Raw genomic sequence first — 24138 nt, 5'->3', positions numbered from 1 at the left:
TAGCGGGAATTGCGGCGCGGAGCAAATGGTTCGGCAAGCAACATTATGTGCGATCCGATCGGCCTATTCTTCGATCCGCAAGCCGTTTTCGACGATCAACGCAAAGACACCCTCGATGTCGTCCGAATCCAGGTCAGGATGACGCGCAAGCACGGGATTGAGTTCGTCGAGCGCGACCGACCCGCGCTCCCGGCACCGGTTGATCAAATCGAGGATCGCGCTTCTGATCTGGTCTGGCAAATTGGTCATCCGCGCAAAGATCGGGCGGCGCTGATAATTTTCAAGGCGTTGGCCTATTGGGGCACCTTGAGAGGCGCGCGCCGCTTCAGCCATCCCGAAAGCTTCTCCATCTGCGCGGCCACGGACAGCAGCGTCTCCTCGTCGCCGGGCCGGCCGGCGGCCTGGATGCCGAGCGGCAGGCCGTTCGCCGTGACGTGCACCGGCAGCGCGATCGAGGGCTGCCCGCTGACATTCTGGATCGCTGGCCAATGGGTGAACCACAGGCTCTTGTCCATCAGCTGGCCGAACACCGCCTTGACCTTGAGCAGGCGGGTGAGATGCAGTTTGTCGAGCAGGTTCTCGATGAATTCGTCGGCGCCCTTGGGGTCCATCGAACCGCAGGCCAAGGGCGGATGCGCGATCAGCGGCATCAGCACGGCGTCGTAGCGCGCGGTCTCTTCAATCAGCCGCCGTGCCGTGGCGTTGAGCCGCTGCACGCCCTCGTAAACCTCGCCGGCCGACAACATTTCACCCAGACGGGTGAGCACGCGGGTCGCCCGCTCGACCTCGCCGGTCACCGGGCGGCCGACGCGCTGCGCCTCGGCCCGCATCGTGCCGGCAACGGCCGCGGCGACACTCCGGCAGAAATCGGAAATGAAATCGCGGCCGATGAAAGGCAGGTCGATCTCCTCCACCGTGTGGCCGCCTTCGCGCGCCAGCGCCACCGCGGTGTCGAGCGCCTGGAGCGTCTCGGCCGAGATCGGCAGGCCGAGCGGCGACTTGCGGTAGACGGCGAGGCTGAGCTTGCCCGGGTCGCGCGCCGCGGCCGTGGCAAACGAGCCTTTCGGTGCGCGGGCCGCATAGGGCGAGAGCGGATCGGCGCCGTGGGTGAGGTCGAGCAGCAGCGCGGTATCGCGCACCGAGCGGCTGACGGCGTGGTCGACGACCATGCCGTACCAGCTTTCGCTGACGAGGGGCGTCAGCGGCACGCGGCCGCGCGAGGTCTTCAAGCCGACCAGCCCGCTGCAGGCCGAAGGCACGCGGATCGAGCCGCCGCCGTCGGAAGCATGCGCCGCCGGCACCACGCCCGCGGCGACGAGCGCCGCCGAGCCGCCGGAGGAGCCACCGGTCGTATGCCCGGTATTCCAGGGATTGCGGGTGATGCCGAAGCGGGCCGACTCCGTCATCAACCTGAGCCCATGCTCGGGGGAGGTGCTGGTGACGATCGGGATCAAGCCGGCGGCCAAATAGCGCTCGACCATCACCGAGTCGAAATCGGCGGTGAAGGGCGGGATGCGGCTGCCGCCATGGATCGGCACGCCCTTGATGCCGATGCCGAGATCCTTGAGCGCGAAGGGCACGCCGGCCAGCGGCAGCATGCGGTCGACGGTCTTGGCCCGTGCCCGCGCGGCGTCGTAAAGCGGCGTGGCAATCGCGTTGATATCGAGCCTTGTCGCTTCGGCGCGCGCGATCGCCGCGTCGACCAGCTCCTGCGGCGCGATTTCCCCTTTGTGGACGAGCTCGGCAAGGCCGGTCGCATCCTGCTCCCAAAGCACGCGTTCGATCGACATCCGCATCCCCCCGGTTTTCGAGAGGCTAGAGCAATTCCAGGAAAAGTGTGAGCTGTTTTCCGTTTGGAATTGCGTCGGGCAAGGGGCAGGGATTTGCTTTGGCAACGACACAGTGCCGAGACGCCTAGGATCGGCCCGCGGCCGCTGGTGGACAACGCTTCCGCCGCCGTTGCAATTAAATCGCAATCTTCTAATTTGCCTGCATGGCGCCGCAGGATATCAGCAAGCTGATCGTCCGGACTTCGATGAAGGACCGGGCGGCGTTCGATCAGCTCTACAAGCAGACCAGCGGGAAACTTTTCGGCGTCTGCCTTCGTGTCTTGAGGGACCGGGGTGATGCGGAAGAAGCGCTGCAGGAGGTCTTCGTCAAAATCTGGATGAAGGCGGACCGTTTCGCGGTTTCCGATCTGAGCCCGATTTCCTGGCTGGTGGCCGTTGCGCGCAACCATGCGATCGATCGCATCCGGTCGCGGCGCAGTCCTTCCGCCAACATCGATATGGCCCTCGACGTCGCCGATCCGGCGCCGGGACCCGAGGCCATGGCTGTGGCGGGCGGCGAGGCCGAACGCATCTACCACTGCCTCGACGAACTGGAACAGGACCGGGCGGCGGCCGTCCGGGGCGCCTATCTGGGCGGCGAAAGCTATGCCGAGCTGGCAGAGCGCTTCAAGGTTCCGCTGAACACGATGCGGACCTGGCTGCGGCGAAGCCTGCTGAAACTGAGAGAATGCCTGGAAAGATGACGCTTGCAGAGGACAACGGACCGGAACGTGGAGGCGACGATCTGCTCGCCGCCGAATACGTTCTCGGCGTTCTGGCAGCCGACGAGCGCCAGATCGCTTCCCGTCGCATCGATGCTGAGACGGCGTTCGCCCGCCTGGTCGATGCCTGGGAAGCCCATTTCGCGCCCATGGCCGCCGCCTATGCCGCGGTCGAGCCGCCGGCTTCCGTGAAAGTGGCAATCGACCGCCGCCTGTTCGCGTCGTCCGCGTCCACGGCGCCCAGCGGCGGCCTGTGGGCGAGCCTTGCCTTCTGGCGCGGCCTCGCCGCAGCGGCCATCGCCGCTTTGGCCGTCTATGTCGCCCTGCCTTACGTCAATCCGCCGGTCCAGCCGCCCGAGACCAGGCTGGTCGCCTCTCTGGCCGCCGACAACAGCAACCTCAAATATCTTGCCGTCTATGACGCCGCCCGCCATGAGGTCGGCCTGTCGCTGGTCTCCGGCGACCGAGGCGCCGGCAAGGATTTCGAGCTGTGGATGATCGAGGGCAAGAACGCGCCGGTTTCGATGGGTGTCATCCCCGCCGGCCCGACCGCGCGCATGGCGGTGACGCCCGCCGTCCAGCAGAAGCTGGCGCAAGGCGCCGTGCTCGCCGTCAGCCTCGAGCCCCCTGGCGGTTCGCCGACCGGCCAGCCGACCGGTCCGGTCGTCGCCGCGGGTGACCTGAAGGGCATCTGACCCTGGTCAGCCGGTTATCGAAGACTCATTGAAGTCTATATCCTCCTTTACCAGGCAGGAAAATTCGCTGTCGCTATCGGTGACGCGGACGCAATAAAGCATCTGAATAAGAAATCGCTCGACCTTTGTGAAACTAACGTTTTTCGGGCCCGTATCTCCTCGCGTTCCCAAGGACGGGAAAAACAACCCGAGGAGACTGACACCATGCGTAAACTCGCCACCCTTTTGCTTGCCTCTACACTTGGCCTTTCGGCGCTCGGCGCCGTTGCCTACGCTGCCAATCCGATGGTCGGCGGCGCGCCCATGTATGCCAAGAAGAACATCATCGAGAACGCCGTCAATTCAAAGGACCACACCACGCTGGTCGCCGCCGTCAAGGCCGCCGGCCTGGTCGACACGCTGCAGGGCGCCGGCCCGTTCACCGTCTTCGCGCCGACCAACGAGGCCTTTACGGCGCTGCCCGCCGGCACGGTCGACACGTTGCTCAAGCCCGAGAACAAGGACAAGTTGACCAAGGTGCTGACCTGCCACGTCGTCGCCGCCAAGGCGCTGGCCGCCGACGTCGCCAAGATGGCCAAGGCCGATGGCGGCGCCCACCAGGTCAAGACCGTCGGCGGCTGCGAGCTGACGCTGAAGGCGGAGAAGGGCAAGGTCACCGTCACCGACGAGAACGGCAATGTCGCCCATGTCACCATCGCCGATGTCCGCCAGTCGAACGGCGTCATCCACGTCATCGACAAGGTTCTCTTGCCGAAGATGTAACAAAGCGGACCTGGCCGGCGAAGACATGGCTGAGCGCCGGCCGCATCATCCAATATCCGCGCCGCCGGCAAGAGTGTGCTCCGCGCCATCCCGCAAGGGCGGCGCGGAGCAGCGTCCGGAGCGTTCCAAGAGGGTTCTGCCCGGAATTGCTCGAACGAGGAGATGGGGCGTCACCGGCTTTTGATTTCCCCGGGCTCTATCTTGGCAAAATGCGTCAGGAGGAACGGCCATGAACCGTCGCGATTTTCTCTGGAGCGGGGCCGCCGGCACCGCTCTCATCGTCGGATCCGCAGCGATGCTGCGTGCCGGCGGACCGAAGCCCGCTCTCGCCGCCGAGACGTTCGAAATCACCAAGACCGATGCCGAATGGCACGCCATTCTGTCGGACGAGGCCTTCGACGTGCTGCGCAAGCAAGGCACCGAATATCCAGGTACCAGCCCGCTGCTCAAAGAGCATCGCAAGGGCATCTTCGCCTGCGCGGGCTGCGACCTGCCGGTCTATTCGTCCGAGACGAAATTCGATTCCGGCACCGGCTGGCCGAGCTTCTACCAGGAGATCGCCAATTCCATCGGCAAGACCGTGGACAATTCTCTCGGCATGACCCGCACCGAGGTCCACTGCCGGCGCTGCGGCGGCCATCTCGGTCATGTCTTCGACGACGGCCCGCCGCCCACCGGTCTGCGCCACTGCATCAACGGCGTGGCGCTAAGCTTCAAGCCGGCTTCAGCCTGAGCAATTCCAGTCCTGCAGAAAAGAATGACCCCGGAAATCGTCGCCGATTTCCGGGGTCACGCGTTGAGGAAGCCAGGCGGGGGTTCCGGCTCCTCAATGGCCTCCGCCGCCACCGCCGCCCTGCGGGGCCGGCTTGTTGATGAACAGCACGAAAAATCCGAGCGAGGCGAACAGCACCGTCAGCATCATGAACACGTCCATGAAGGACAAAAGCGCCGCCTGCTGGTGCACCATGCCGGACAGCTTCGAGATCGCAGCGCTTGCGGCGTCGAGACCGGCGGTCTGCTCGAAATTCTGCGTCATGTTCTGCAGCCTGGTCTGCGCGGTCTCGCTGCCCCACTGCACATGCTCGGAGAGCCGCGCATAGTGGAAGGCGTTGCGGTCGATCAGTACCGTGTTGATCACCGCGAGGCCAACGGCGCCGCCGAGGTTGCGGGTCAGGTTGAACAGGCCCGACGCATTCTTCAGCCGTTCCGGCGGCAGCGTGCCGAGCGCGATGTTGTTGATCGGCACCATGCACAACATCATCGAGCAGCCGCGCAGGATCTGCGGGATCAACAGCTCATAGAAATCCCAGTCGGCGGTAAGATGCGTCATCCACCAGGTGCCGGTGGCGAAGCCGACGAAGCCGATCATCATCATCAGCCTGAGGTCGATCTTGTTCGACAGGATGCCGGCAACGGGCGCGGTGAAGAACATCGCCAGGCCGCTGACGAACAGCGCCTCGCCGATCATCATCGAATCGTAGCCGCGGATACGCCCCAGGAACACCGGATAGAGATAGGTGAGCCCGTAGAGGCCGATGCCGACGACGAAGGAGAACAGCGAGCCGAAGGCGAAGTTGACGTTGCTGAAGGCCCTGAGGTCGACGATCGGCTCCTCGGCGGTGAAGACGCGCCAGAAGAAGATGACGCCGCCGATGGTCATGATGATGGCGCAGGCGAACACCGCCGGCTCCTGCAGCCAGTCGTGGTTCGGGCCTTCCTCCAGCACATATTCCATGCAGCCGAGGAAAGCGGCCATGCCGATCAGGCCCCACCAGTCGAACTTCGAGAACAGTTTCAGGTTGGGCTTGTCGAAGTCGATCAGCGCCCAGGCGGCCGTCGCCACCAGGATGCCCGGCACGACATTGATCAGGAACAGCCAGTGCCAGGACATGGCGTGGCTGATATAGCCGCCCACCGTCGGGCCGATCGTCGGTGCCAGCGTCGCTACCAGGCCGATCATCGGCGAGACAACGGCGCGCTTGGAAGGCGGGAAGATGGTGAAGGCGGCCGCGAAGACGCTGGGGATCATGCCGCCGCCGATAAAGCCCTGGATGGCGCGGTAGACGATCATCTGGTCGATATTGGTGGCGGTCGCGGCGAGCGCGCTGGCCGCGGTGAAGCCGGCCGCCGCGGTGGTGAACAGCACGCGCGTCGACAGCATGCGGCTGAGGAAGCCGGACAGCGGGATCATCACCACCTCGGCGATCAGGTAGGCGGTCTGCACCCACGGGATCTCGTCGGAGCTGGCGCTCAGGCCCGCCTGGATTTCCGAGAGCGAGGCCGAGACGATCTGGATGTCCAGGATCGCCATGAACATGCCGAACACCATCGCCAGGAAGGCGACGACGCGGCGCACAGGCATATGGTCGGCGGGCAGGGCCGGCGCGGCGGCGACCGGACGTCCGGGCATTGATCCTGCGGTGATGGTTGCGGTTGCCATGTCATGGCCTCCCTGGGCAATTCCTCGGACGAGCGCGTGGCGGTCCCGAATTGCGTCGAAAACGATAAGGCAGGCTGGACGGCCCGGCGCTCGATCGGCCGCCGGGCCGCCCCCCAATCAGTTGGTCGTCGAGGCCGGCGCGGTGCGGCTGTCGACCGCGACGACGACGCTCAGCCCGGCGCGCAGCTTGCCGGCCTTCAGCACGTCGGCCGGCACGTCGATGCGCACGGGCACGCGCTGCACCACCTTGGTGAAGTTGCCGGTGGCGTTTTCCGGCGGCAGCAGCGAGAACACCGCGCCCGAAGCCGGCGCCAGCGAGGAAACCGTGCCTTCGAAGGTCTGGCCATCGATAGCGTCGACGGTGATGCGGACCTTCTCGCCAGGCACCATCCGGCCGAGCTGCGTCTCCTTGAAATTGCCGACGATGTAGAGCTTGTCCATCGGCACGACGACGGCGAGCTTCTGGCCGGGGCTGACGAGATCGCCCTGCTCGACCGAGCGATTGCCGACGACGCCGTCATAGGGCGCCTTCAGCACGGTGAAGGACAGGTCGCGCTGGGCCTTGTCGCGGGTGAGCTGCAGCGACGCGAGCGTCGAGGCCTGCTCCGCGCGCTGGGCTTCCAGAACGCCGATATTGGCTTGCGCCGCGGCGATCTGCGCATCGGCGCCGACAAGCGCCGCCTTGGCCTGGTCGAGCGCGGTCTGGGCGTCGTCGAGCTGGGCCTGCGTGCCGACATGGGTCTTGACGAGTTGCGCCGCACGCACCTGGGCGCGCGCCGCATTGTCGGCGGCGGCCTGGTCTGCGACCTTCTGCGCCTGGGCCTGCGACAGCGAGGCCTGGGCCGCCTTGGTCTGGGCGTCGATGCGGTCGAGCGTCTTGCTCAAGGTGGCGATCTGCGCCTCGGCCTGGGCGACGGCGATCTTGTAGTCGCCATTGTCGATGACGAACAGCGGATCGCCGGCCTTCACCCGCTGATTCTCGCTCACCAGCACCTTGTCGATATAACCGGATATTTTCGGCGAGACGAACGACATATCGGCCTGGACATAGGCGTCGTCGGTGGAGATCATGAACCGTCCGTCGGTCCAATAGTTATACCCATACCAGGAACCGGCGCCGAGCAGGGCAAGCCCGATGATCGGTAACAGCAAAGAGCGGACAGAGCGCTTCTTCTTGGCGGGTGCTTCAGCCGCCGGCGTCGCAACGGGAGCGGCGGGCTGGACAGGAACTTCCGGCGCTTCGGTCGAAGGTTGGACCTTGGCGTTGGGAAAAGAGCGGACTTCGGCGGTGGCGGGCGCGTTCGAGGACATAGCGATCTCTCTGGATGTCAGTCAGACTGAACCGTTCGGTTCGAATTGGAGATTGACATAGCGCGGAAAGAGGACCATATCAAGAGGAAATCGAACCGAGCGGTTCGAAATATTTTTCAAGGAACGACTTCCATGGTCGACACGACAGCCGATAGCGATCTGCTCGACTTACGCAAGGGCCGCCCGGCGGCCGGGCAGGATCCCGTAAAACGGGCCCAGATCATCGAGGGCGCCCGCCGCGTCTTTATAGATAAGGGTTTTGAAGCGGCCTCGATGAACGACATCACGCGCGAGGCCGGCGTCTCCAAAGGCACGATCTACGTCTATTTCGAGAACAAGGAAGAGCTGTTCGAGGCTCTGATCGAGGAAGAGCGCGGCACCATCTTCAAGAACATGTATGAGGTGCTCGACCATTTCGACGACCTGCGCAAGACGCTGGTGAAATTTGGCACCGTGCTTTCCGTCAAGATCACCTCGGCCAAGGTCATCCAGGCCCAGCGCACGGTGGTCGGCGCGTCCGACAGGATACCCGAGCTCGGCGCGCGGTTTTACGAGCGCGGCCCGAAGCGCGGCCATGACAGGGTCATGGCCTTCCTCAATGAAGCCGTCGAGCGCGGCCTGCTCAAGATCGACGATGTCGACCTTGCCGCCTATCAATTCACCGAGCTCTGTCTCGCCGGCCTGTTCCGGCAGTGCATCTTTTCCTACCGCACCAAGGCGCCGAGCCAGGCGGAGATCGAGCACATCGTGACCTCCGGTGTCGATGTCTTCCTCAAGGCCTACGGCACGGAAAAATTCCTCGCCGAGGAAAAGGCGCTGCAATCGGCCTGACCGTTCGGGCATGCGGATCCCGGAGCGCAAAGGGCGAAGCTGAAGGGGTCGCGAGGCGTCTTTGCGAAGTCCATCGGCGCGGTCTGCCTCGACCGCGAAGACCGGCCTGAAGACCCCTCTCAAAATATCGGTCGACATCGTCCGGCAGGCGCTTTCGGAAGGACCTGTTAACCATCGCTTCCTATGTCTCGGGAGACGTTCAATCGGCGAGTCTCGAGAATGACATCCATGCGTTTCCCCCGTGCCACTCATCCCGGCGCCTCAGCCCACGACAGCGACAACGAACATCGCAATCCGCGGGAAACCGGGCGCCATGGCACGGTCCCGCAAGCAGGGCAGGTCGTGCCGCTGCGAGTCCCGCCCGGGGCCGAATCGAGCGCCGCTCGTAACGCATCGTCCGAATCGGCCGGCGACGATTTCGGCCTCCCCGCCTGGCAGAACTATTTCTTCCTTGCGCCCAATGTGCGTTTCACGCGCACGCCGGACACCGACCTCGCCAGGCGGGCCGCCCCGCCGGAGGATGCCGCTCAGGGCAAGGCATCCGCGGCCGAGCCCGTCCGGCCTGCGCCGCCGGCTCCGCCGCCAGCCGCTCCGGTCCGGAAAAGTTCCGCCGCTCCCGCCACGGCGCCGATGCAAACCAGGCTGGTCCGCGCACCAGCCACTGTTGCCCCAGCCGCCGTCCCGAGCCCTCCGACCGCGCCGACCCAGGCTGCCGCTGCTGCGACGCCAAGACCGCGCCCGAGCGGACTGCGCTGGTCCTATCTTTCCGATCATGCCTTTTTCGAGTTCGGCATGCCCTTCCTGGCCGAGCGCCTGGCGCGGGCGCGTCTGACTGAGGCCGCGCAGGCGCCTGCCGTTCCGGCGCAGCCATTGATGCAGCCGGTGCCGGCGCAGCGTCCGGCCGCGCAACCGGTCCAGCCCCGTGCCGCCTTCCTGGGCGAGGCGACGTCATTTTACCGGGTCATCGAATGGCGCTCCAACGCGGTTGAGGCAAGTCCGATCTCGGCGCCCGTGCCGGCTCCGGCGGCCGCCCAACCGGCGCCTGCCAAGCCCATGCCGATCTCCGCCCCAGTAAGCGCTAGGAAAGCCAGGCAGGCGCCTTCCCTGCCCATCGCCGGCGAAGTCGTGCCGCTGCCAGCGTCCGCCGGCTACGAGCTTCCTTCGGAAGAGCTTCTGCAGATGCCGCCCGAGGGCCAGGGCTTCTACATGTCGCAGGAGCGGATGGAGCAGAATGCCGACCTGCTCGAAAGCGTGCTGGAGGATTTCGGCGTCAAGGGCGAGATCATCCATGTCCGGCCGGGGCCGGTCGTCACGCTCTACGAGTTCGAGCCGGCGCCGGGCGTGAAATCCAGCCGCGTCATCGGACTCGCCGACGATATCGCCCGCTCCATGTCGGCCGTCTCGGCGCGTGTCGCCGTGGTGCCGGGCCGCAATGTCATCGGCATCGAACTGCCCAACGAGACGCGCGAGACGGTCTATTTTCGCGAGCTGATCGGCTCGGCCGGCTTCCGCAACACCTCCTGCAAGCTGGCGCTCGGCCTCGGCAAGACGATCGGCGGCGAACCGGTCATCGCCGAGCTCGCCAAGATGCCGCATCTCTTGGTGGCGGGCACCACCGGTTCCGGCAAGTCCGTCGCCATCAACACCATGATCCTGTCGCTGCTCTTCAGGATGAAGCCGCAGGAATGCCGTCTCATCATGGTCGACCCCAAGATGCTGGAGCTCTCCGTCTATGACGGCATACCGCATCTTCTGACGCCGGTCGTCACCGATCCCAAGAAGGCCGTCACAGCGCTGAAATGGGCGGTGCGCGAAATGGAGGACCGCTACCGCAAGATGGCGCGCCTCGGCGTGCGCAACATCGACGGCTACAACCAGCGCGCGGCCGGCGCCCGCGACAAGGGCGAGGTCGTGACCATGCAGGTGCAGGCCGGCTTTGAGAGGGGCACGGGCGAGCCGCTGTTCGAGGAGCGCGCGATCGACCTCGCGCCCATGCCTTACATCGTCATCATCGTCGACGAGATGGCCGACCTGATGATGGTGGCCGGCAAGGAGATCGAAGGCGCCATCCAGCGGCTGGCGCAGATGGCGCGCGCCGCCGGCATCCATCTGATCATGGCGACGCAACGCCCGTCCGTCGACGTCATCACCGGCACGATCAAGGCCAATTTCCCCACCCGCATCTCCTTCCAGGTGACGTCGAAGATCGACAGCCGCACCATCCTCGGCGAGCAGGGCGCCGAGCAGTTGCTCGGCCAGGGCGACATGCTGCACATGGCCGGCGGCGGGCGCATTTCGCGCGTGCATGGCCCCTTCGTTTCCGATGTCGAGGTCGAGCATGTCGTGGCGCATCTGAAAGCGCAGGGACGTCCCGAATATCTCGACACCGTCACCGCCGACGAGGAAGAGGAACAGGAAGCGGCCGACGCCGGCCCGGTCTTCGACAAAAGCGCGATGGCCGAGGAGGATGGCGACGCGCTCTATGAGGAAGCCGTCAAGGTGGTCAAGCGCGACAAGAAATGCTCGACCTCCTACATCCAGCGCCGCCTCGGCGTCGGCTACAACCGCGCCGCCTCATTGGTCGAGCGCATGGAGAAGGAAGGCCTAGTCGGCGCCCCCAACCATGTCGGCAAGCGCGAGATCCTCAGCGGCCGGCGCGATCGCGAGCCGGAACGCGACGAGATGGATTGATCCTGAGGGATCGGTCCCTGGCGGGCGGCGTCAGCCGCCGTTCGCCACAAGGGCGATGGCGGCGCGCAGCTCGTCCAAGCCCTCGGCTTTTTCCGACGAGGTGGCCAGCACCAGTGGAAACGCCGCCGGCCGCTTCTTGATCTTGGCCAGCGTCTCCTCGATCAGCCTCGGCACGCCCGCGGCCTTGATCTTGTCGGTCTTGGTCAGCACCACCTGGTAGGACACTGCCGCCTTGTCGAGCAGGGTCAGCACTTCCTCGTCCTTGGCCTTGATGCCGTGGCGCGCGTCGATCAGCACATAGACGCGCTTCAGCGTCACGCGGCCCTGCAGATATTCGTAGATCAGCTTGGTCCACTCATCGACCTTGTCCTTCGGCGCGCTGGCATAGCCGTAGCCCGGCATGTCGACCAACGCCATCGGCGGCAAGTCGGCGCCCTCGCCGGAAAAGCCGTCGGGCACGAAATAGTTGAGCTCCTGGGTGCGGCCCGGCGTGTTCGACGTCCGCGCCAGGCCCTTGTGCCCGACCAGCGCGTTGATCAGGGACGATTTGCCGACATTGGAGCGGCCGGCGAAGGCGATCTCCGGCGGGCCTTCCGGCGGCAGGAACTTCATCGACGGCACGCCGCGGATGAAGACCCAGCCGCGGGTGAACAGCTCCGGGCTGATCGCCGTTTCGTTCGGGGTCTTGCCGTTTGTCATTTTTTCGGGCGCGCTCAAACCGCCGCCTCCAGCCTGGAAATGTCGGCGCCGCGAATGGCGTCGAGATTGCGGCTGATCTTGTCGACCGGCCAGTCCCACCAGGCCGCCTTGAGCAGCCGCCGCACCGTGAACTCGTCGAAGCGCATCTTCACCACCTTGGCCGCATTGCCAGCCACGATCGCATAAGGCGGCACGTCGTGCGTGACAACCGATTTCGCCGCGACAATGGCGCCGTCGCCCACCGTCACGCCCGGCATGATCACCGCATCCATGCCGATCCACACGTCATTGCGGATCGTGGTGTCGCCGCGGATCTCCTTCGACCAGGTCTGCGGGTCGAAGCCTTCCTCCCAGCCATGGCCGAAGATGTTGAACGGATAGGTCGAGAAGCCCGACATGGCGTGGTTGGCGCCGTTCATGATGAAACGCGCGCCTTCGGCTATGGCGCAGAACTTGCCGATGATCAGCTTGTCGCCAATGAAGTCGTAGTGATGCAACACGCATTTCTCGGCGAATTTGTCGGGACCGTCGGGGTCATCATAATAGGTGAAGTCGCCGATCTCGATGTTGGGCGACGTCACCAGTCCCTTCAGGAAACCGACGCGCGGATGCATCGCAATCGGATGCTTGACGTTGGGATTGGGTCCGGTCATCGCGGTCCTTTGCAGGCGGGTTTGCGCGCGGTCGGCGCGCGATCAAACTAACGCGATCCTTCGACGGGACCAACCGTTCAATGGCTGCCGCGACAGATCGCGATCGGATTGGAAAGGGCGCTGTCTCCAACGTCAGCGCCAATAGCGCCCGGTCAACCCACCGCCACTTTCAGCCACAGCGCCTTTTCGCCGAGCGTCGCGACCAGCCCCGCATGCGCCGCCCGATCCGTTTCACTGAGCCGCGGCGGCAGGGCGATCGGTCTCGCGCCGATCGAGATGTCGATATCGGCCACCTCGCCGGCGCCGTTCATGTGCACCGCCACGGACTCCAGCACCAGCGCCGCCTGCTTGCCGCCGATGAGCTCGATATAGACCTCGGCAAGCAATTCGGAGTCGAGCAGCGCGCCGTGCTTGGTGCGGCGGGTGTTGTCGATGCCGTAGCGCCGGCAGAGCGCGTCGAGCGAGTTCGGTCCCATCGGATGCTTGCGGCGCGCCAGCGCCAGCGTGTCGACCACGCGGCCGGGATCGATGGCCGCTTGCTCGAGCCGGCTGAATTCGAGGTTGAGGAAGCCGATATCGAAGGTAGCGTTGTGGGCGATCAGCCGGGCGCCGTCGGTGAATTCCAGCCATTCCTGCGCGATTTCGGCAAAGGTCGGCTTGCCGACCAGGTCGGCGGCGCTGATGCCGTGCACGGCCTGCGCCTCGGCATGGATCGCGCGCCCCTGCGGATTGATGAATTTGTGGAAGGTGCGGCCGGTCGGGAAGCGATTGACCAGCTCGACGCCGCCAAGCTCGATGATGCGGTCGTCGCGCAAATCGAGGCCGGTGGTTTCCGTATCGAAGATGATCTCACGCATTCGAATCAGTTCGCTTCCCAAACGAGCAGAATCATACACCGGAACAAAATGGCAATGGGGACTGGTGACGGCCTAACGCATGACCTGCGAAAATCGGAATCGATTTTCGGAAAGGATCATGCGCAAAATCAAAGCGTTAGCGTCCTTTGCGCGTCTGAACGGACGCGCGGCGCTGTAATGTCAGGAGCCGGCTTTGCTGGACTTTTCCCCTGAGAGTTCGGCGACGATCGCCTCGACCGCCTTTCGCGCGGCCTCGAAGCCGTGGCCGGTATCGATGATGAAATCGGCCTGGCGGCGCTTTTCGGCGTCGGGCACCTGCCTGGCCAGGATGGATGAGAACTTCTCCTCGCTCATGCCCGGCCTCGCAAGCACGCGCTCGCGCTGGATTTCGGGCGACGCGGTGACGACCACGACTTTGTCGACGCGGTTGCGGCCGCCGGTTTCGAACAGCAGCGGGATGTCGAGCACGGCAAGCGGCGCGCCGGCGGCGCGATGCTTTGCCACAAACGCGTCGGCGTCGGCGCGCACCAGCGGGTGAATGATCGCCTCCAGCCGCTTCAGCGCGGCCGGATCGGCGAGCACTTTTTCGGCGAGCTTGACCCGATCGACCGCGCCCGCCTGCGTCGTGCCCGGAAAAGCCGCCTCGACCAGAGGGGCTGCCTTGCCGGAATAAAGGCGATGCACGGTCTCGTCGGAATCATGCACCGGCACGCCGGCCTCGGCGAACATTTTCGCCGTGGTGGACTTGCCCATGCCGATCGATCCGGTGAGGCCGAGCACGATCATCAATGGCCCTCGATGTCGGCGACGATCATGCGCCGCAAATCCGGCGTCACTTCGGGTTTCCTGCCGAACCAGCGTTCGAAACCGGGCACGGCCTGATGCAGCAGCATGCCGAGACCGTCGACCGTCTTCAGGCCGCGCGCCCTGGCGGCGGCAAGCAAAGGCGTTTCCAACGGCACATAGACAATGTCGGTGACGATGGCATGGCCGGGCAAGCCGGCCGGATCGGCTGCCGAGCTCTCATTGCCATGCATGCCGAGCGAGGTGGTGTTGACGAGCAGGCCGGCATCGGCAAGCAGCTCACTGAGCGCGCCCGCGCCATGCGCCGAGACTCCGGCGCCGAAAAGGCGGCTGAGTTCCTCGGCTCTCGCGAGCGTCCGATTGACGATGCGGATATCCTTGATGCCACGCTCCTTCAGCGCGTGGATGACCGCGCGGGAGGCGCCGCCGGCGCCCAGAACCACGGCCGGCCCATTGACCGCCCAGCCCGGCGCATGCTCGTCGAGGTTGGCGGCGAAACCGTAGCCGTCGGTGTTGCCGCCCCACAGAAGGCCATCCTCGAACCACAACGTGTTGACCGCGCCGATTTCATCGGCCGCATGGTCTCGGCGGGCGACGCCGGCGAAGGCCGCCTCCTTGTGCGGAATGGTGACGTTGCCGCCGCGGTAGCCGTGCTCGCCGAGAGATTTCAGGAATGCGGCGAAATCCGCCGGCGCGACGTCGATCGCCTGGTAGCTGCCGTCGATGCCGTATTTGGTCAGCCAGTAGCCGTGGATCTTCGGCGAGCGCGAATGCGCGATCGGATGTCCGGTGACGAAGGCCTTTTTCTCAGCCATCGATGGCACCCAATGCACGCAGCTCCTTCAGCAGCGGCAGCAGCGGCAGGCCGACGATGGTGAAATAATCGCCCTCGATCTTCTCGAACAGCTGAATGCCTTCGCCCTCGATCTGGTAGGCGCCGACACTGGAGAGCGCCTTGGCGCCGACGCGCGCCAGATGCCTGCCGATGAAGCCGGGGTCGAGTTCGCGCATGGTCAGGCTGGCGACGCCGACATGGCGCCACAGCACCTCGCCGTCGCGGCAAAGCACGGCGGCGCTGTTCAACTGATGCGTCTTGCCGGACAAGGTGAGGAGATGGCGGCGGGCGCCTTCCATGTCGGCGGGCTTGTGAAAGATCTCGTCGCCCAGCGACAGGGTCTGGTCGCAGCCGAGCACCAGGGCGCCAGGCTTGCGCTCGCAGACCGCGGTCGCCTTGGCCTCGGCCAGGATCGAGGCGACGTCCTCGGGCGAAACGCCGCTGTCCTTCAGCGGAGCCTCGAGCGCGCGCTCGTCGACATTTGCCGGCACCGCCTCGATGTCGAGGCCGGCGCTGACGAGCATGGCTTTTCGGAATGGGCTGCCGGAGGCGAGGATGATCTTTTCGGGCATGATGTACTACCTGATTAGTTCCTTCACGCTGCTGATCCGGCAAGTTGAAGGCGAAGCCCTTACGAACTTCGTCATCCTAGGGCGGAGCAGGAGCGAAGCTCCGTCGCGGAGATCCTAGGATCCATTCCGTTCCCTCAATCGAGGAGCGCAGCGGAGCAGAATTCTGCACCATCGCAACACTTCGGCGTCACGGCATGGATCCTAGGGCCTACGCTGCGTCGCTCCGCTCCTTGCTCCGCCCTAGGATGACGAAGCGATGGACGTTTCGGCCAATCTCCGAGGCATGCGATCCGTCGTGACTTTTCGATCTATTCGGCGGCCGTGGCAGGTCCACCTTCATCCGGCTTGGTCTCCGTTAGCGCGTCTTGCCCCGCAGGGCAACGATGGCCGCCGCCGTTTCCTCAATGGAGCGGCGGCTGACATCGATCATCGGCCAGCCATGCCGCGTGCAAAGCTGGCGGGCATAGGCGAGCTCCTCGTTGATCGCGGCGCGGTCGACATAGTCGGTCGACACGAAGGCGGCGCTGCTGCCGAGGATGCGGTTTTGCCTCACATGCGAGATGCGCTCGGCCGTGGCGACCAGGCCGACGACCAAAGGCGTCTTGGCGGCAATCAGGCTTTCGGGCAGCGGCACGCCGAGCACAATCGGGATGTTGGCGGTCTTGATGCCGCGATTGGCGAGATAGATGCTGGTCGGCGTCTTCGAGGTTCGCGAAATGCCGATCAGCACGATGTCGGCATCGTCCATATTGGCCGGCAGCTGGCCGTCATCATGCTCCATGGTGAAGTTCAGCGCATCGATGCGGCGGAAATACTCGGCGTCGAGCACGTGCTGGGCGCCGACGCGGCGACCGGCCGGCGTGCCGAGATAGGACTGGAAGACGGTCAGCACCGGTTCCAGCACCGAGACGCAAGGCAGGCCCATGGCCGCGCACCGCTCATCGATCGAGCGGGCAAGCTTCTGGTCGACCACCGTATAGAGAATAATGCCGGGCTCCTCCTCGATGTCCTCGAAGACCTTGGCTATCTGCTTTTCCGTGCGGATCAGCGGATAGATGTGCTCGATGGCGCGCGCATCTTTGTATTGGGCGGACGCCGCGCGGCCGGCCGCCAGCAGCGTCTCGCCCGTGGCGTCGGAGATCAGATGCAGATGGAAGAAGCTCTGAGGTTTGTTCACAGGGGATGGGTCCAGGCTGTGGGCAATTGTGGACAAGGCTGGATGGGCAAGCCTTGGGCAAGGAGGCGACTGTATCAGATGGCCGCTTGTCCACAATTCGACCCGCTGTAGGCTTTGTCGCGGCGCTGGGGACAAAACCGGGGATCAAGTTTTCTTGGCCGATCTCGTCCACAGGGCGAGGTTCGGAACGGAAAGCCCAAGCTTTTGACTCCAAAGCCTGAATCCGCTTCGTCCCCAGAACCCTCCAAATTGCGCAAGCGAGTACGCGACAATATGCTGACTGGCCTTTTCGGCTCGGACGCTGGACAGGTCGCAACCATCACAACCAACAGACTCTTAGAATCAGAAGACTCTTTTAAAATAGATATTTGATTTAAGAGAAGCGGAGAGGGCAGCGCAGGATGGCTGGGAAACGGATCATGCTCGACGTCCTCAAGGGCGAGACGGTTTCACCGCCGCCGCTCTGGATGATGCGCCAGGCGGGCCGCTATCTTCCCGAATATCGCGAGACCAGGAAGCGGGCGGGATCCTTCCTTGATCTCTGCTACGATCCCGACCTTGCCGTCGAGGTGACGCTGCAGCCGATCGAACGCTTCGGCTTCGACGCCTCGATCCTGTTCTCCGACATTCTCGTCGTGCCCAACGCCCTGGGGCGGGATGTCCGCTTCGAAGAAGGCCGCGGACCGGTCCTGAAGCCGATCTCGGCGGCCGAGATTGCGGCGCTGAACGGCGACATGTTTCACGTGAATCTCGAACCGGTCTACGAGACCGTGCGCCGGCTGCGGGCGAAACTGCCCGATGAGACGACGCTGCTCGGCTTCTGCGGCGCGCCCTGGACGGTGGCGACCTATATGATCGCCGGCCATGGCACGCCCGACCAGGGCCCTGCCCGGCTATTCGCCTATCGCGAGCCCGAGGCCTTCGCGCGGCTTCTGAAGATTTTGGCCGATCATTCGGCCGCCTATCTCATCCGCCAGATCGAGGCTGGCGCCGATGCGGTGCAGATTTTCGATTCGTGGTCGGGCGTGCTGGACGAGCCGTCCTTCGAGGCCTTCTGCATCGAGCCGGTTGCCGAGATCGTCGCCCAAGTGAAGGCGGTTCACCCCGACGTGCCGGTGATCGGTTTTCCGAAGGGCGCGGGCGAACGCTATCGCGACTACAGGGGAAAGACCGGGATTGCCGGTCTCGGTCTCGACTGGACCGTGCCGCTGTCGATGGCGAAGGAGCTGCAGCGCGACGGGGCGGTGCAAGGCAATCTCGATCCGTTGCGCCTGGTCGCCGGCGGCAAGGCGCTCTCTGACGGCGTCGAGGCAATCCTGAGGACTTTGGGTGGCGGGCCGCTGATCTTCAATCTCGGCCACGGCATCACGCCGGAAACGCCGGTGGCGCATGTCGAGGCGATGGTGAAAATGGTGAGAAGCTGGCAATGAGGGATGTAAGCAACGAGAACGGCGCGAGCAGCGAGAACAGCACTGGCCAGGCGATGAAGCGCATGGCGATCGGCATTGCCCTGCTCGTCGTGCTGACGGCGCTGCTTTATCTCGCGGCACCCGACGGCTTCTATCCGTGGGCCAAGGCGATCCATGTGATCGCGGTCATTTCCTGGATGGCCGGCATGCTCTATCTGCCGCGTCTCTTCGTCTATCACGTCGATGCCGAAAGGGGCTCGGTTCAGTCCGAGACCTTCAAGGTGATGGAGCGCCGGCTGCTGCGCGGGATCATCAATCCGGCGATGACCGCGACCTGGGTGTTCGGGCTTTGGCTCGCCTGGAAAGGCTTTGGATTCCAGGGCGGCTGGCTGCACGCCAAGATCGCGCTGGTGCTCATTATGTCGGGGCTGCATGGCTATCTCGCCGGCGCGGTCAGGAAATTTGCCGAGGACAAGAACGAAAAGCCGGCGAGGCACTGGCGGATCGTCAATGAGATCCCCACATTACTGATGATCGTCATCGTCATCCTGGTCATCGTGAAGCCGTTCTGAGGCTTTCCCGGACCTGGTCCCTGCCCCGCAAAAGGCGGCTTGCTCTTTCAGTCGAGCGACGATACAAGACGGGTCTTCCTTCCCGTCATGCGCCGCCCCTTTCACTCGCTTTCGGCCGCGCCCGACATTTGTCGCATCCAGCCGATTTCCCTCTCCAAAGCCTACCCAGAGTCTATCTAATGCAAGAAATGAAACTCGCAGAGTTCAAGAACAAGAAGCCGCCAGAGCTGATCGCTTATGCCGAGACGCTCGAGGTGGAGAACGCCAGCGTCATGCGCAAGCAGGAGCTGATGTTCGCGATCCTGAAGAAGCTCGCCGCCCAGGACGTCGAGATCATCGGCGAAGGCGTGGTCGAGGTGCTGCAGGACGGTTTCGGCTTCCTGCGCTCGGCCAACGCAAACTACCTGCCGGGTCCCGACGATATCTACATCTCGCCGTCGCAAATAAGGCGCTTTTCGCTCAAGACCGGCGATACGGTCGAAGGACCGATCCGCAGCCCGAAAGAGGGCGAGCGCTATTTCGCGCTGCTCAAAGTCAACACCATCAATTTCGACGACCCGGAGAAGATCCGGCACAAGATCCACTTCGACAATCTGACGCCTCTCTACCCGACCAAGCGGCTGAAGATGGAGATCGACAATTCGACTTCCAAGGACATCTCGCCGCGCGTGATCGACCTGGTCGCGCCGATCGGCAAGGGACAGCGCGCGCTGATCAACGCGCAGCCGCGCACCGGCAAGACGGTGCTGATGCAGAACATCGCCCATTCGATCACCGCCAACCATCCGGAATGCTATCTGATCGTGCTTCTGATCGACGAGCGTCCGGAGGAAGTGACCGACATGCAGCGCTCGGTGAAGGGCGAGGTGATTTCCTCGACCTTCGACGAGCCGGCAGCGCGCCACGTGCAGGTCGCCGAGATGGTGATCGAGAAGGCCAAGCGCCTGGTCGAGCACGGCCGCGACGTCGTCATCCTGCTCGATTCGATCACGCGTCTCGGCCGCGCCTATAACACCGTGGTGCCGTCATCCGGCAAGGTGCTGACCGGCGGTGTCGACGCCAACGCGCTGCAGCGCCCGAAGCGCTTCTTCGGCGCCGCCCGCAACATCGAGGAAGGCGGCTCGCTGACCATCATCGCCACCGCGCTGATCGATACGGGCAGCCGCATGGACGAAGTCATCTTCGAAGAGTTCAAGGGCACCGGCAACTGCGAAATCCAGCTCGACCGCAAGGTGGCCGACAAGCGCATCTACCCGGCGATGGACATCCTCAAGTCGGGCACCCGCAAGGAAGACCTGCTTGTGCCGCGCGCGGACCTGCAGAAGATCTTCGTGCTGCGCCGCATCCTCGCGCCGATGGGCACCACCGATGCGATCGAGTTCCTCATCGACAAGCTCAAGCAGACCAAGACCAACGCGGATTTCTTCGATTCGATGAATACGTGATTGGGGCTACTTTTCCTTCTCCCCTTATGGGAGAAGGTGGCCGCGAAGCGGCCGGATGAGGGGTGTTCCAGGGAAAGCCAGCGTCGCACTTCGCTGGAACACCCCTCATCCGTCTCGGCGCTTCGCGCCGATCCACCTTCTCCCACAAGGGGAGAAGGTAACGGGCGCTATCGCCGCAACAGCTTCTCCAACTCCTCTGCCTCGGTCACCACCGGCATGCACGCCTGTCCGCTGCAGAACCAGGCGCCGGCCTTGTCCGTCGGCGGCAACGCGCCGCCTGGCAACAACGGTAGATTCGCTTCCGAACCGACCGGAACGACAATGTCGACCCGGCGCGGGTCTGGATTTCGATTCGCAACCGGAACGAGACTTGGTGAATCCAGCTTGTCTACAATGACGAGCTTCAGCGACTCGAGCGTCAGGGCACAGGCGTTGACGATGCCGGCTTGGCCGTAGGCCTGTTGCGAGGAGCGGCCCATCGCATGCTCGGCGGTCGACCACGCCTTTTCCCAGAGAGCGAGGTCGCCGGTGAGCGATGATAGCCGCACCAGCGCCTCAACGATCTGGCTGGTGGCGGACGGGATTGCTTCATCCACATCACCGCGGATGCGGATCGGAACATCGCCGCTGTCCGACGCCGTCAGCCAGTAGCCGCTCTTTGGTTCATCCAGGTGCCAGCGGTCGAGCTCGTCGATGAAGCGCTTGGCGCGATCGGAATAGGCGGGATCGCCGGTCGCCTCGAACAGCGCGATCGCCGCGTTGGTCATGGCGGCGTAATCGCTGGACAGCGCCGGGAAAAGCCTCTTTGCGCCCAGCATGGAATGCGGGAGGCGCCCGTCCTGGCCTGCCTCGACGATATGGCCGAAGGCTTTCGCGGCGGCGTCGATCCAGTCTCGCCGCCCAAGCGAGCGGCCCGCCTCGGCAAGCGCTGCGATCATCAGCCCGTTCCAGTCGGTGAGCGCCTTGCCGTCGCGGCCCGGCCTGACCCGCCCTTCGCGGACGCCCAACAGCTTTGCCTTCAGAGTCGCCAATTGCGCATAGTCGGCGATGCCTTGAGCTTGCTGCGCCTCGCTCTGGCGAATGATCGGCTTGCCTTCCCAGCCATGCGGCGCGGCGAGCTCGAAATATCGCAAGAAGGTCGACGTATCGTCGCCGAGCGCGGCTTCGACTTCGTCGCGGTTCCATGTGTAGAAAAGCCCCTCCTCGCCGTCGCTGTCGGCATCGAGGCTGGCGGCGAAGGCGCCGCCTTCGACCAGCATCTCGCGCAGCAGCCAGCCGACGGTCTCTTCGATTCGTATCCGGAACAAGTCGTTGCTGGTGGCCGCATGGGCCCAGTTGCACAGACGGATGAGCTGGGCGTTGTCGTAAAGCATCTTCTCGAAATGCGGCACCAGCCATTCGGCGTCGGTCGAGTAGCGGCTGAGACCGCCGCCGACATGATCGTAGATGCCGCCGGCGAGCATTTTTTCGAGGCTGGCAAGCACCGCGTCGCGATGCGCGGCCTCGCCGTCACGCAGCCAGGACAGCCAAAGCGTGTGCATGAAGGGCGCGTTGGGGAATTTCGGCGCGCCCTTCAAGCCGCCGAGATCGCGATCGATCATGCCGTCGATGCGTGTGGCGAGGTCGGCCAGCGTGTCGCGGTCGAGCACGCCCTTGCCTGTGGCTCCGGCAAGCCGCTGCTCGACATGGGCGGTCAGCCCGTCGGCGCTTTCGGCGAGGCTCTGATGCTTCTCGCGCCAGGCCTTGTCGATCGCTTCCAGCACCTGGATGAAGCCGGGTCTTCCGTAACGCGCCTCGCGCGGGAAATAGGTGCCGCCCCAGAAAGGCTTGCCGTCGGGCGTCAGAAACATGGTGAGCGGCCAGCCGCCCTGCTCGCCCATGGCATGCAGCGCCGCCATATAGATCTGATCGATGTCGGGCCGCTCCTCGCGATCGACCTTGATATTCACGTAGAGCCGGTTCATGACGGCGGCCACGGCGTCGTTCTCAAAACTTTCATGGGCCATGACATGGCACCAGTGGCAGGCGGCGTAACCGATGGAGAGCAGGATCGGCCGCCCGAGCTGCTTCGCTTCGGCAAGAGCCGCAGGCGACCAGCCGCGCCAATGGACAGGATTGTCGCTGTGCTGCTGCAGATAAGGGCTGGCCTCTTCGGCAAGCAGGTTTCGTGCGGGTAAGGTCACGATGGGCGGCTCATTTTGGGTCTGATGCATCAAAGAGCATGATGCCGAAGAAGCGGCTTTCGGCCGTGCTCTCTCTTTCAATCTAGGCGGTTCGGTAGGTCCGGCAAATGGTTTCCCCAATGGCTTCGAAAGATTCGATTGTTGCGCTGTCGAGCGGCCGCTTGCCGGCAGGCATCGCCGTCATCCGTATTTCCGGCCCCAAAACTCGATTCGTGGTCGAAACGATAGCCGGATCCGTTAAGGATCGGTTTACCACGTTGCGAAGGCTCCGGGCGGCGGACGGCTCGATCATCGACCATGGCCTCGTCCTGTTCTTTCCGGGTCCCGGCAGCTTCACCGGCGAGGACGTCGCCGAATTCCAGGTCCATGGCAGCCGCGCCGTTGCGGCAAAGATGCTGGAGACGATCACGCAGGTCGATGGGGTGCGGCATGCGGAACCGGGCGAGTTTACCCGGCGCGCCTTTCTCAACGGCAAACTGGATCTGGTCGAGACGGAGGCATTGGCCGATCTGGTCAATGCCGAGACAGAGGCGCAGCGCCGCTTCGCCTTGCGCAATGCGGGCGGCGCGCAGAGCGAGCTTTATTCGAGCTGGCGCCGCCGGCTGATCCATGCGCGAGCCATGATCGAGGCGGAGATCGACTTCGCCGACGAAGAGGATGTACCGGGCTCCGTTTCGGACGCGGTCTGGTCCGACGTGTCGGCAATGATCGGCGAGATCGATCGCCACATCGGAGGTTTCAAGGCCGCGGAGATCATTCGCGACGGTTTCGAAGTCGTGATCCTCGGCGCCCCGAATGCCGGCAAGTCCAGTCTGTTCAACGCCCTGGCCAGGCGCGAAGCAGCGATCGTCACCGACGAACCGGGCACGACGCGCGATCTACTCGAGGTCGTCATGGACCTCAACGGGCTGAGAGTGCGCATTGTCGATACGGCCGGGCTGCGCGACGCCGCAGGCAAGGTCGAATCGATCGGCATCGAGCGTGCCATGGCCAAGGCCGGCGAGGCGGACCTGATCCTGTTGCTGGAGGATATGGTCGATCCGGTTCCCGTCGGCGAGGTCGCGAGCGGCGCTCCGCTGCTGCGAATCGGAACGAAATCGGATATCGCGAGAGCCGGGGCCGGCCACTATGACCTCGTGATTTCGTCCAGGGACGGCACCGGCCTCGGCGCGCTTCTCGACGAGATCGGAGAACGCGCCACCAAGGCAACCGGCGACGCGAGCGAAGTCCTCCCGTCGAGGTTGCGCCACGTCGAATTGCTCAAGGAGACGACGGGCTTTCTGCGAGCGGCGCTGGCCGGAGATAGCCAGGAATTGCGGGCCGAGGATCTGCGATTGGCGGCTGATCGGCTCGGCCGGATCACCGGCGCGGTCGATGTCGAGGATCTGCTCGACGTCATCTTTTCGCAGTTCTGCATTGGCAAGTGATTCACGTGAAACACGGGTGGCTCCTGCCCGGCAGTGACTCACGTGAAACACCGCCGGCGCCGCAAGGGGGGTGTGGAACTGTGCCAGCCGACATCGCCGCGTTCCTTCGCGCCCCCCTCTGTCCTGCCGGACATCTCCCCCACGAGGGGCAGGGATGTCCGGGGAAAGTTATTCATATGCGAAGCCCAACTGGTTTGGGGAGGTCCGGGCCATTCGGCGGCTCG

Annotated in this window: 22 protein-coding genes; 10 read left to right on the top strand and 12 right to left on the bottom strand. The window is 64.4% G+C overall.

The annotated features are described in order from the left end of the window. Nucleotides 1-63: 63 nt before the first annotated feature. Together FJ419_RS28300 and FJ419_RS28295 are read right to left on the bottom strand one after the other, a co-directional pair. The gene (locus FJ419_RS28300) at nt 64-333 is read right to left on the bottom strand and encodes an RNA polymerase sigma factor region1.1 domain-containing protein (protein WP_140700549.1); all 270 of its coding nucleotides are present in this window, start codon (nt 331-333) and stop codon (nt 64-66) included. Next, the gene (locus tag FJ419_RS28295) at nt 294-1790 is read right to left on the bottom strand and encodes an amidase (protein WP_140700548.1); all 1497 of its coding nucleotides are present in this window, start codon (nt 1788-1790) and stop codon (nt 294-296) included. The genes FJ419_RS28300 and FJ419_RS28295 overlap by 40 nt, the downstream gene beginning before the upstream one ends. 203 nt (nt 1791-1993) lie before the next feature. Here FJ419_RS28295 and FJ419_RS28290 point away from each other — a divergent pair, with 203 nt between their 5' ends. The 4 genes from FJ419_RS28290 to msrB all read left to right on the top strand — a co-directional run bounded on the left by FJ419_RS28290 (nt 1994) and on the right by msrB (nt 4741). Next, nucleotides 1994-2533 carry a sigma-70 family RNA polymerase sigma factor gene (locus tag FJ419_RS28290; RefSeq protein ID WP_140700547.1) on the top strand — a complete coding sequence of 180 codons (540 nt, stop codon included), beginning with the start codon at nt 1994-1996 and terminating at the stop codon, nt 2531-2533. After that, entirely contained in the window at nt 2530-3246 is a 717-nt protein-coding gene (locus FJ419_RS28285) for an anti-sigma factor (protein WP_140700546.1), read from the top strand. Before FJ419_RS28290 ends, FJ419_RS28285 begins: the two co-directional genes overlap by 4 nt. 204 nt (nt 3247-3450) lie before the next feature. Then, complete coding sequence (locus FJ419_RS28280; protein ID WP_140700545.1) at nt 3451-4008, top strand: fasciclin domain-containing protein; 558 nt, start codon at nt 3451-3453, stop codon at nt 4006-4008. 229 nt (nt 4009-4237) lie between these two features. Next, nucleotides 4238-4741 carry a peptide-methionine (R)-S-oxide reductase MsrB gene (msrB, locus tag FJ419_RS28275; RefSeq protein ID WP_140700544.1) on the top strand — a complete coding sequence of 168 codons (504 nt, stop codon included), beginning with the start codon at nt 4238-4240 and terminating at the stop codon, nt 4739-4741. A 93-nt stretch (nt 4742-4834) separates the two neighbouring features. On the opposite strand, the gene FJ419_RS28270 is transcribed toward msrB, so the two are convergent. Continuing rightward, a complete protein-coding gene (locus tag FJ419_RS28270) occupies nt 4835-6418 on the bottom strand; it encodes a DHA2 family efflux MFS transporter permease subunit (RefSeq protein WP_246679417.1) in 1584 nt (527 codons plus the stop codon). A 147-nt stretch (nt 6419-6565) separates the two neighbouring features. Continuing rightward, the gene (locus FJ419_RS28265) at nt 6566-7759 is read right to left on the bottom strand and encodes an HlyD family secretion protein (RefSeq protein ID WP_140700542.1); all 1194 of its coding nucleotides are present in this window, start codon (nt 7757-7759) and stop codon (nt 6566-6568) included. Between the two features lie 132 nt (nt 7760-7891). Here FJ419_RS28265 and FJ419_RS28260 point away from each other — a divergent pair, with 132 nt between their 5' ends. After that, on the top strand, nt 7892-8590 hold the full coding sequence (locus FJ419_RS28260) for a TetR/AcrR family transcriptional regulator (RefSeq protein ID WP_140545566.1): 699 nt from the start codon (nt 7892-7894) through the stop codon (nt 8588-8590). A gap of 228 nt (nt 8591-8818) precedes the next feature. Then, on the top strand, nt 8819-11281 hold the full coding sequence (locus FJ419_RS28255; protein WP_181170832.1) for a DNA translocase FtsK: 2463 nt from the start codon (nt 8819-8821) through the stop codon (nt 11279-11281). Between the two features lie 30 nt (nt 11282-11311). Here FJ419_RS28255 and yihA read toward each other — a convergent pair whose 3' ends face one another. From yihA to FJ419_RS28220, 7 genes are all read right to left on the bottom strand, one after another. Then, complete coding sequence (yihA, locus tag FJ419_RS28250; protein WP_140700583.1) at nt 11312-11980, bottom strand: ribosome biogenesis GTP-binding protein YihA/YsxC; 669 nt, start codon at nt 11978-11980, stop codon at nt 11312-11314. Between the two features lie 14 nt (nt 11981-11994). Next, a complete protein-coding gene (locus FJ419_RS28245; protein ID WP_140700540.1) occupies nt 11995-12633 on the bottom strand; it encodes a CatB-related O-acetyltransferase in 639 nt (212 codons plus the stop codon). Nucleotides 12634-12785: 152 nt separating this feature from the next. Continuing rightward, nucleotides 12786-13490 carry a DNA polymerase III subunit epsilon gene (gene dnaQ, locus FJ419_RS28240; RefSeq protein ID WP_140700539.1) on the bottom strand — a complete coding sequence of 235 codons (705 nt, stop codon included), beginning with the start codon at nt 13488-13490 and terminating at the stop codon, nt 12786-12788. A 180-nt stretch (nt 13491-13670) separates the two neighbouring features. Next, a complete protein-coding gene (gene coaE, locus FJ419_RS28235) occupies nt 13671-14276 on the bottom strand; it encodes a dephospho-CoA kinase (RefSeq protein WP_140700538.1) in 606 nt (201 codons plus the stop codon). Next, entirely contained in the window at nt 14276-15109 is an 834-nt protein-coding gene (locus FJ419_RS28230) for a shikimate dehydrogenase (protein WP_140700537.1), read from the bottom strand. The genes coaE and FJ419_RS28230 overlap by 1 nt, the downstream gene beginning before the upstream one ends. Continuing rightward, nucleotides 15102-15701 (bottom strand): Maf-like protein, encoded by a 600-nt coding sequence (locus tag FJ419_RS28225; protein ID WP_140700536.1) that lies wholly within the window; start codon nt 15699-15701, stop codon nt 15102-15104. The genes FJ419_RS28230 and FJ419_RS28225 overlap by 8 nt, the downstream gene beginning before the upstream one ends. A 355-nt stretch (nt 15702-16056) precedes the next feature. Then, the gene (locus FJ419_RS28220) at nt 16057-16878 is read right to left on the bottom strand and encodes a pyruvate, water dikinase regulatory protein (RefSeq protein WP_140635822.1); all 822 of its coding nucleotides are present in this window, start codon (nt 16876-16878) and stop codon (nt 16057-16059) included. A 401-nt stretch (nt 16879-17279) separates the two neighbouring features. On the opposite strand from FJ419_RS28220, the gene hemE reads away from it, so the two are divergent. From hemE to rho, 3 genes are all read left to right on the top strand, one after another. Continuing rightward, nucleotides 17280-18308, top strand: a complete 1029-nt coding sequence (hemE, locus tag FJ419_RS28215; RefSeq protein ID WP_140700535.1) for a uroporphyrinogen decarboxylase — start codon at nt 17280-17282, stop codon at nt 18306-18308. Then, nucleotides 18305-18859 carry a protoporphyrinogen oxidase HemJ gene (gene hemJ, locus FJ419_RS28210; RefSeq protein WP_140700534.1) on the top strand — a complete coding sequence of 185 codons (555 nt, stop codon included), beginning with the start codon at nt 18305-18307 and terminating at the stop codon, nt 18857-18859. The genes hemE and hemJ overlap by 4 nt, the downstream gene beginning before the upstream one ends. Before the next feature lie 179 nt (nt 18860-19038). Beyond that, nucleotides 19039-20304: a transcription termination factor Rho gene (rho, locus tag FJ419_RS28205; protein ID WP_095769513.1), complete on the top strand. Its 1266-nt coding sequence runs from the start codon at nt 19039-19041 to the stop codon at nt 20302-20304. Nucleotides 20305-20471: 167 nt separating this feature from the next. Here rho and FJ419_RS28200 read toward each other — a convergent pair whose 3' ends face one another. Beyond that, a complete protein-coding gene (locus FJ419_RS28200) occupies nt 20472-22487 on the bottom strand; it encodes a thioredoxin domain-containing protein (RefSeq protein WP_140700533.1) in 2016 nt (671 codons plus the stop codon). A 119-nt stretch (nt 22488-22606) separates the two neighbouring features. Here FJ419_RS28200 and mnmE point away from each other — a divergent pair, with 119 nt between their 5' ends. Next, nucleotides 22607-23914, top strand: coding sequence for a tRNA uridine-5-carboxymethylaminomethyl(34) synthesis GTPase MnmE (gene mnmE, locus FJ419_RS28195; RefSeq protein WP_140700532.1), 1308 nt, complete (start codon nt 22607-22609; stop codon nt 23912-23914). Nucleotides 23915-24138 lie beyond the last annotated feature (224 nt).

Source organism: Mesorhizobium sp. B2-6-2, assembly GCF_006440615.1.
In the GTDB taxonomy this organism is placed as follows: Bacteria; Pseudomonadota; Alphaproteobacteria; order Rhizobiales; family Rhizobiaceae; genus Mesorhizobium.
The sequence above is the reverse complement of the archived record's forward strand: the minus strand, read 5'-3'. Positions and strand labels throughout refer to the sequence as shown.

What these genes read in the sequence shown, in the direction of transcription:
- rho (WP_095769513.1), top strand. Translation starts at nt 19,039, where the DNA reads ATGCAAGAAATGAAACTCGCAGAGTTCAAGAACAAGAAGCCGCCAGAG.
- FJ419_RS28290 (WP_140700547.1), top strand. Translation starts at nt 1,994, where the DNA reads ATGGCGCCGCAGGATATCAGCAAGCTGATCGTCCGGACTTCGATGAAG.
- FJ419_RS28230 (WP_140700537.1), bottom strand. Translation starts at nt 15,109, where the DNA reads ATGGCTGAGAAAAAGGCCTTCGTCACCGGACATCCGATCGCGCATTCG.
- FJ419_RS28245 (WP_140700540.1), bottom strand. Translation starts at nt 12,633, where the DNA reads ATGACCGGACCCAATCCCAACGTCAAGCATCCGATTGCGATGCATCCG.
- hemJ (WP_140700534.1), top strand. Translation starts at nt 18,305, where the DNA reads ATGAGGGATGTAAGCAACGAGAACGGCGCGAGCAGCGAGAACAGCACT.
- FJ419_RS28300 (WP_140700549.1), bottom strand. Translation starts at nt 333, where the DNA reads ATGGCTGAAGCGGCGCGCGCCTCTCAAGGTGCCCCAATAGGCCAACGC.
- dnaQ (WP_140700539.1), bottom strand. Translation starts at nt 13,490, where the DNA reads ATGCGTGAGATCATCTTCGATACGGAAACCACCGGCCTCGATTTGCGC.
- msrB (WP_140700544.1), top strand. Translation starts at nt 4,238, where the DNA reads ATGAACCGTCGCGATTTTCTCTGGAGCGGGGCCGCCGGCACCGCTCTC.
- yihA (WP_140700583.1), bottom strand. Translation starts at nt 11,980, where the DNA reads ATGACAAACGGCAAGACCCCGAACGAAACGGCGATCAGCCCGGAGCTG.
- FJ419_RS28285 (WP_140700546.1), top strand. Translation starts at nt 2,530, where the DNA reads ATGACGCTTGCAGAGGACAACGGACCGGAACGTGGAGGCGACGATCTG.
- FJ419_RS28280 (WP_140700545.1), top strand. Translation starts at nt 3,451, where the DNA reads ATGCGTAAACTCGCCACCCTTTTGCTTGCCTCTACACTTGGCCTTTCG.
- hemE (WP_140700535.1), top strand. Translation starts at nt 17,280, where the DNA reads ATGGCTGGGAAACGGATCATGCTCGACGTCCTCAAGGGCGAGACGGTT.
- FJ419_RS28225 (WP_140700536.1), bottom strand. Translation starts at nt 15,701, where the DNA reads ATGCCCGAAAAGATCATCCTCGCCTCCGGCAGCCCATTCCGAAAAGCC.
- FJ419_RS28265 (WP_140700542.1), bottom strand. Translation starts at nt 7,759, where the DNA reads ATGTCCTCGAACGCGCCCGCCACCGCCGAAGTCCGCTCTTTTCCCAAC.
- FJ419_RS28260 (WP_140545566.1), top strand. Translation starts at nt 7,892, where the DNA reads ATGGTCGACACGACAGCCGATAGCGATCTGCTCGACTTACGCAAGGGC.
- FJ419_RS28270 (WP_246679417.1), bottom strand. Translation starts at nt 6,418, where the DNA reads ATGCCCGGACGTCCGGTCGCCGCCGCGCCGGCCCTGCCCGCCGACCAT.
- coaE (WP_140700538.1), bottom strand. Translation starts at nt 14,276, where the DNA reads ATGATCGTGCTCGGCCTCACCGGATCGATCGGCATGGGCAAGTCCACC.
- mnmE (WP_140700532.1), top strand. Translation starts at nt 22,607, where the DNA reads ATGGCTTCGAAAGATTCGATTGTTGCGCTGTCGAGCGGCCGCTTGCCG.
- FJ419_RS28255 (WP_181170832.1), top strand. Translation starts at nt 8,819, where the DNA reads ATGCGTTTCCCCCGTGCCACTCATCCCGGCGCCTCAGCCCACGACAGC.
- FJ419_RS28295 (WP_140700548.1), bottom strand. Translation starts at nt 1,790, where the DNA reads ATGTCGATCGAACGCGTGCTTTGGGAGCAGGATGCGACCGGCCTTGCC.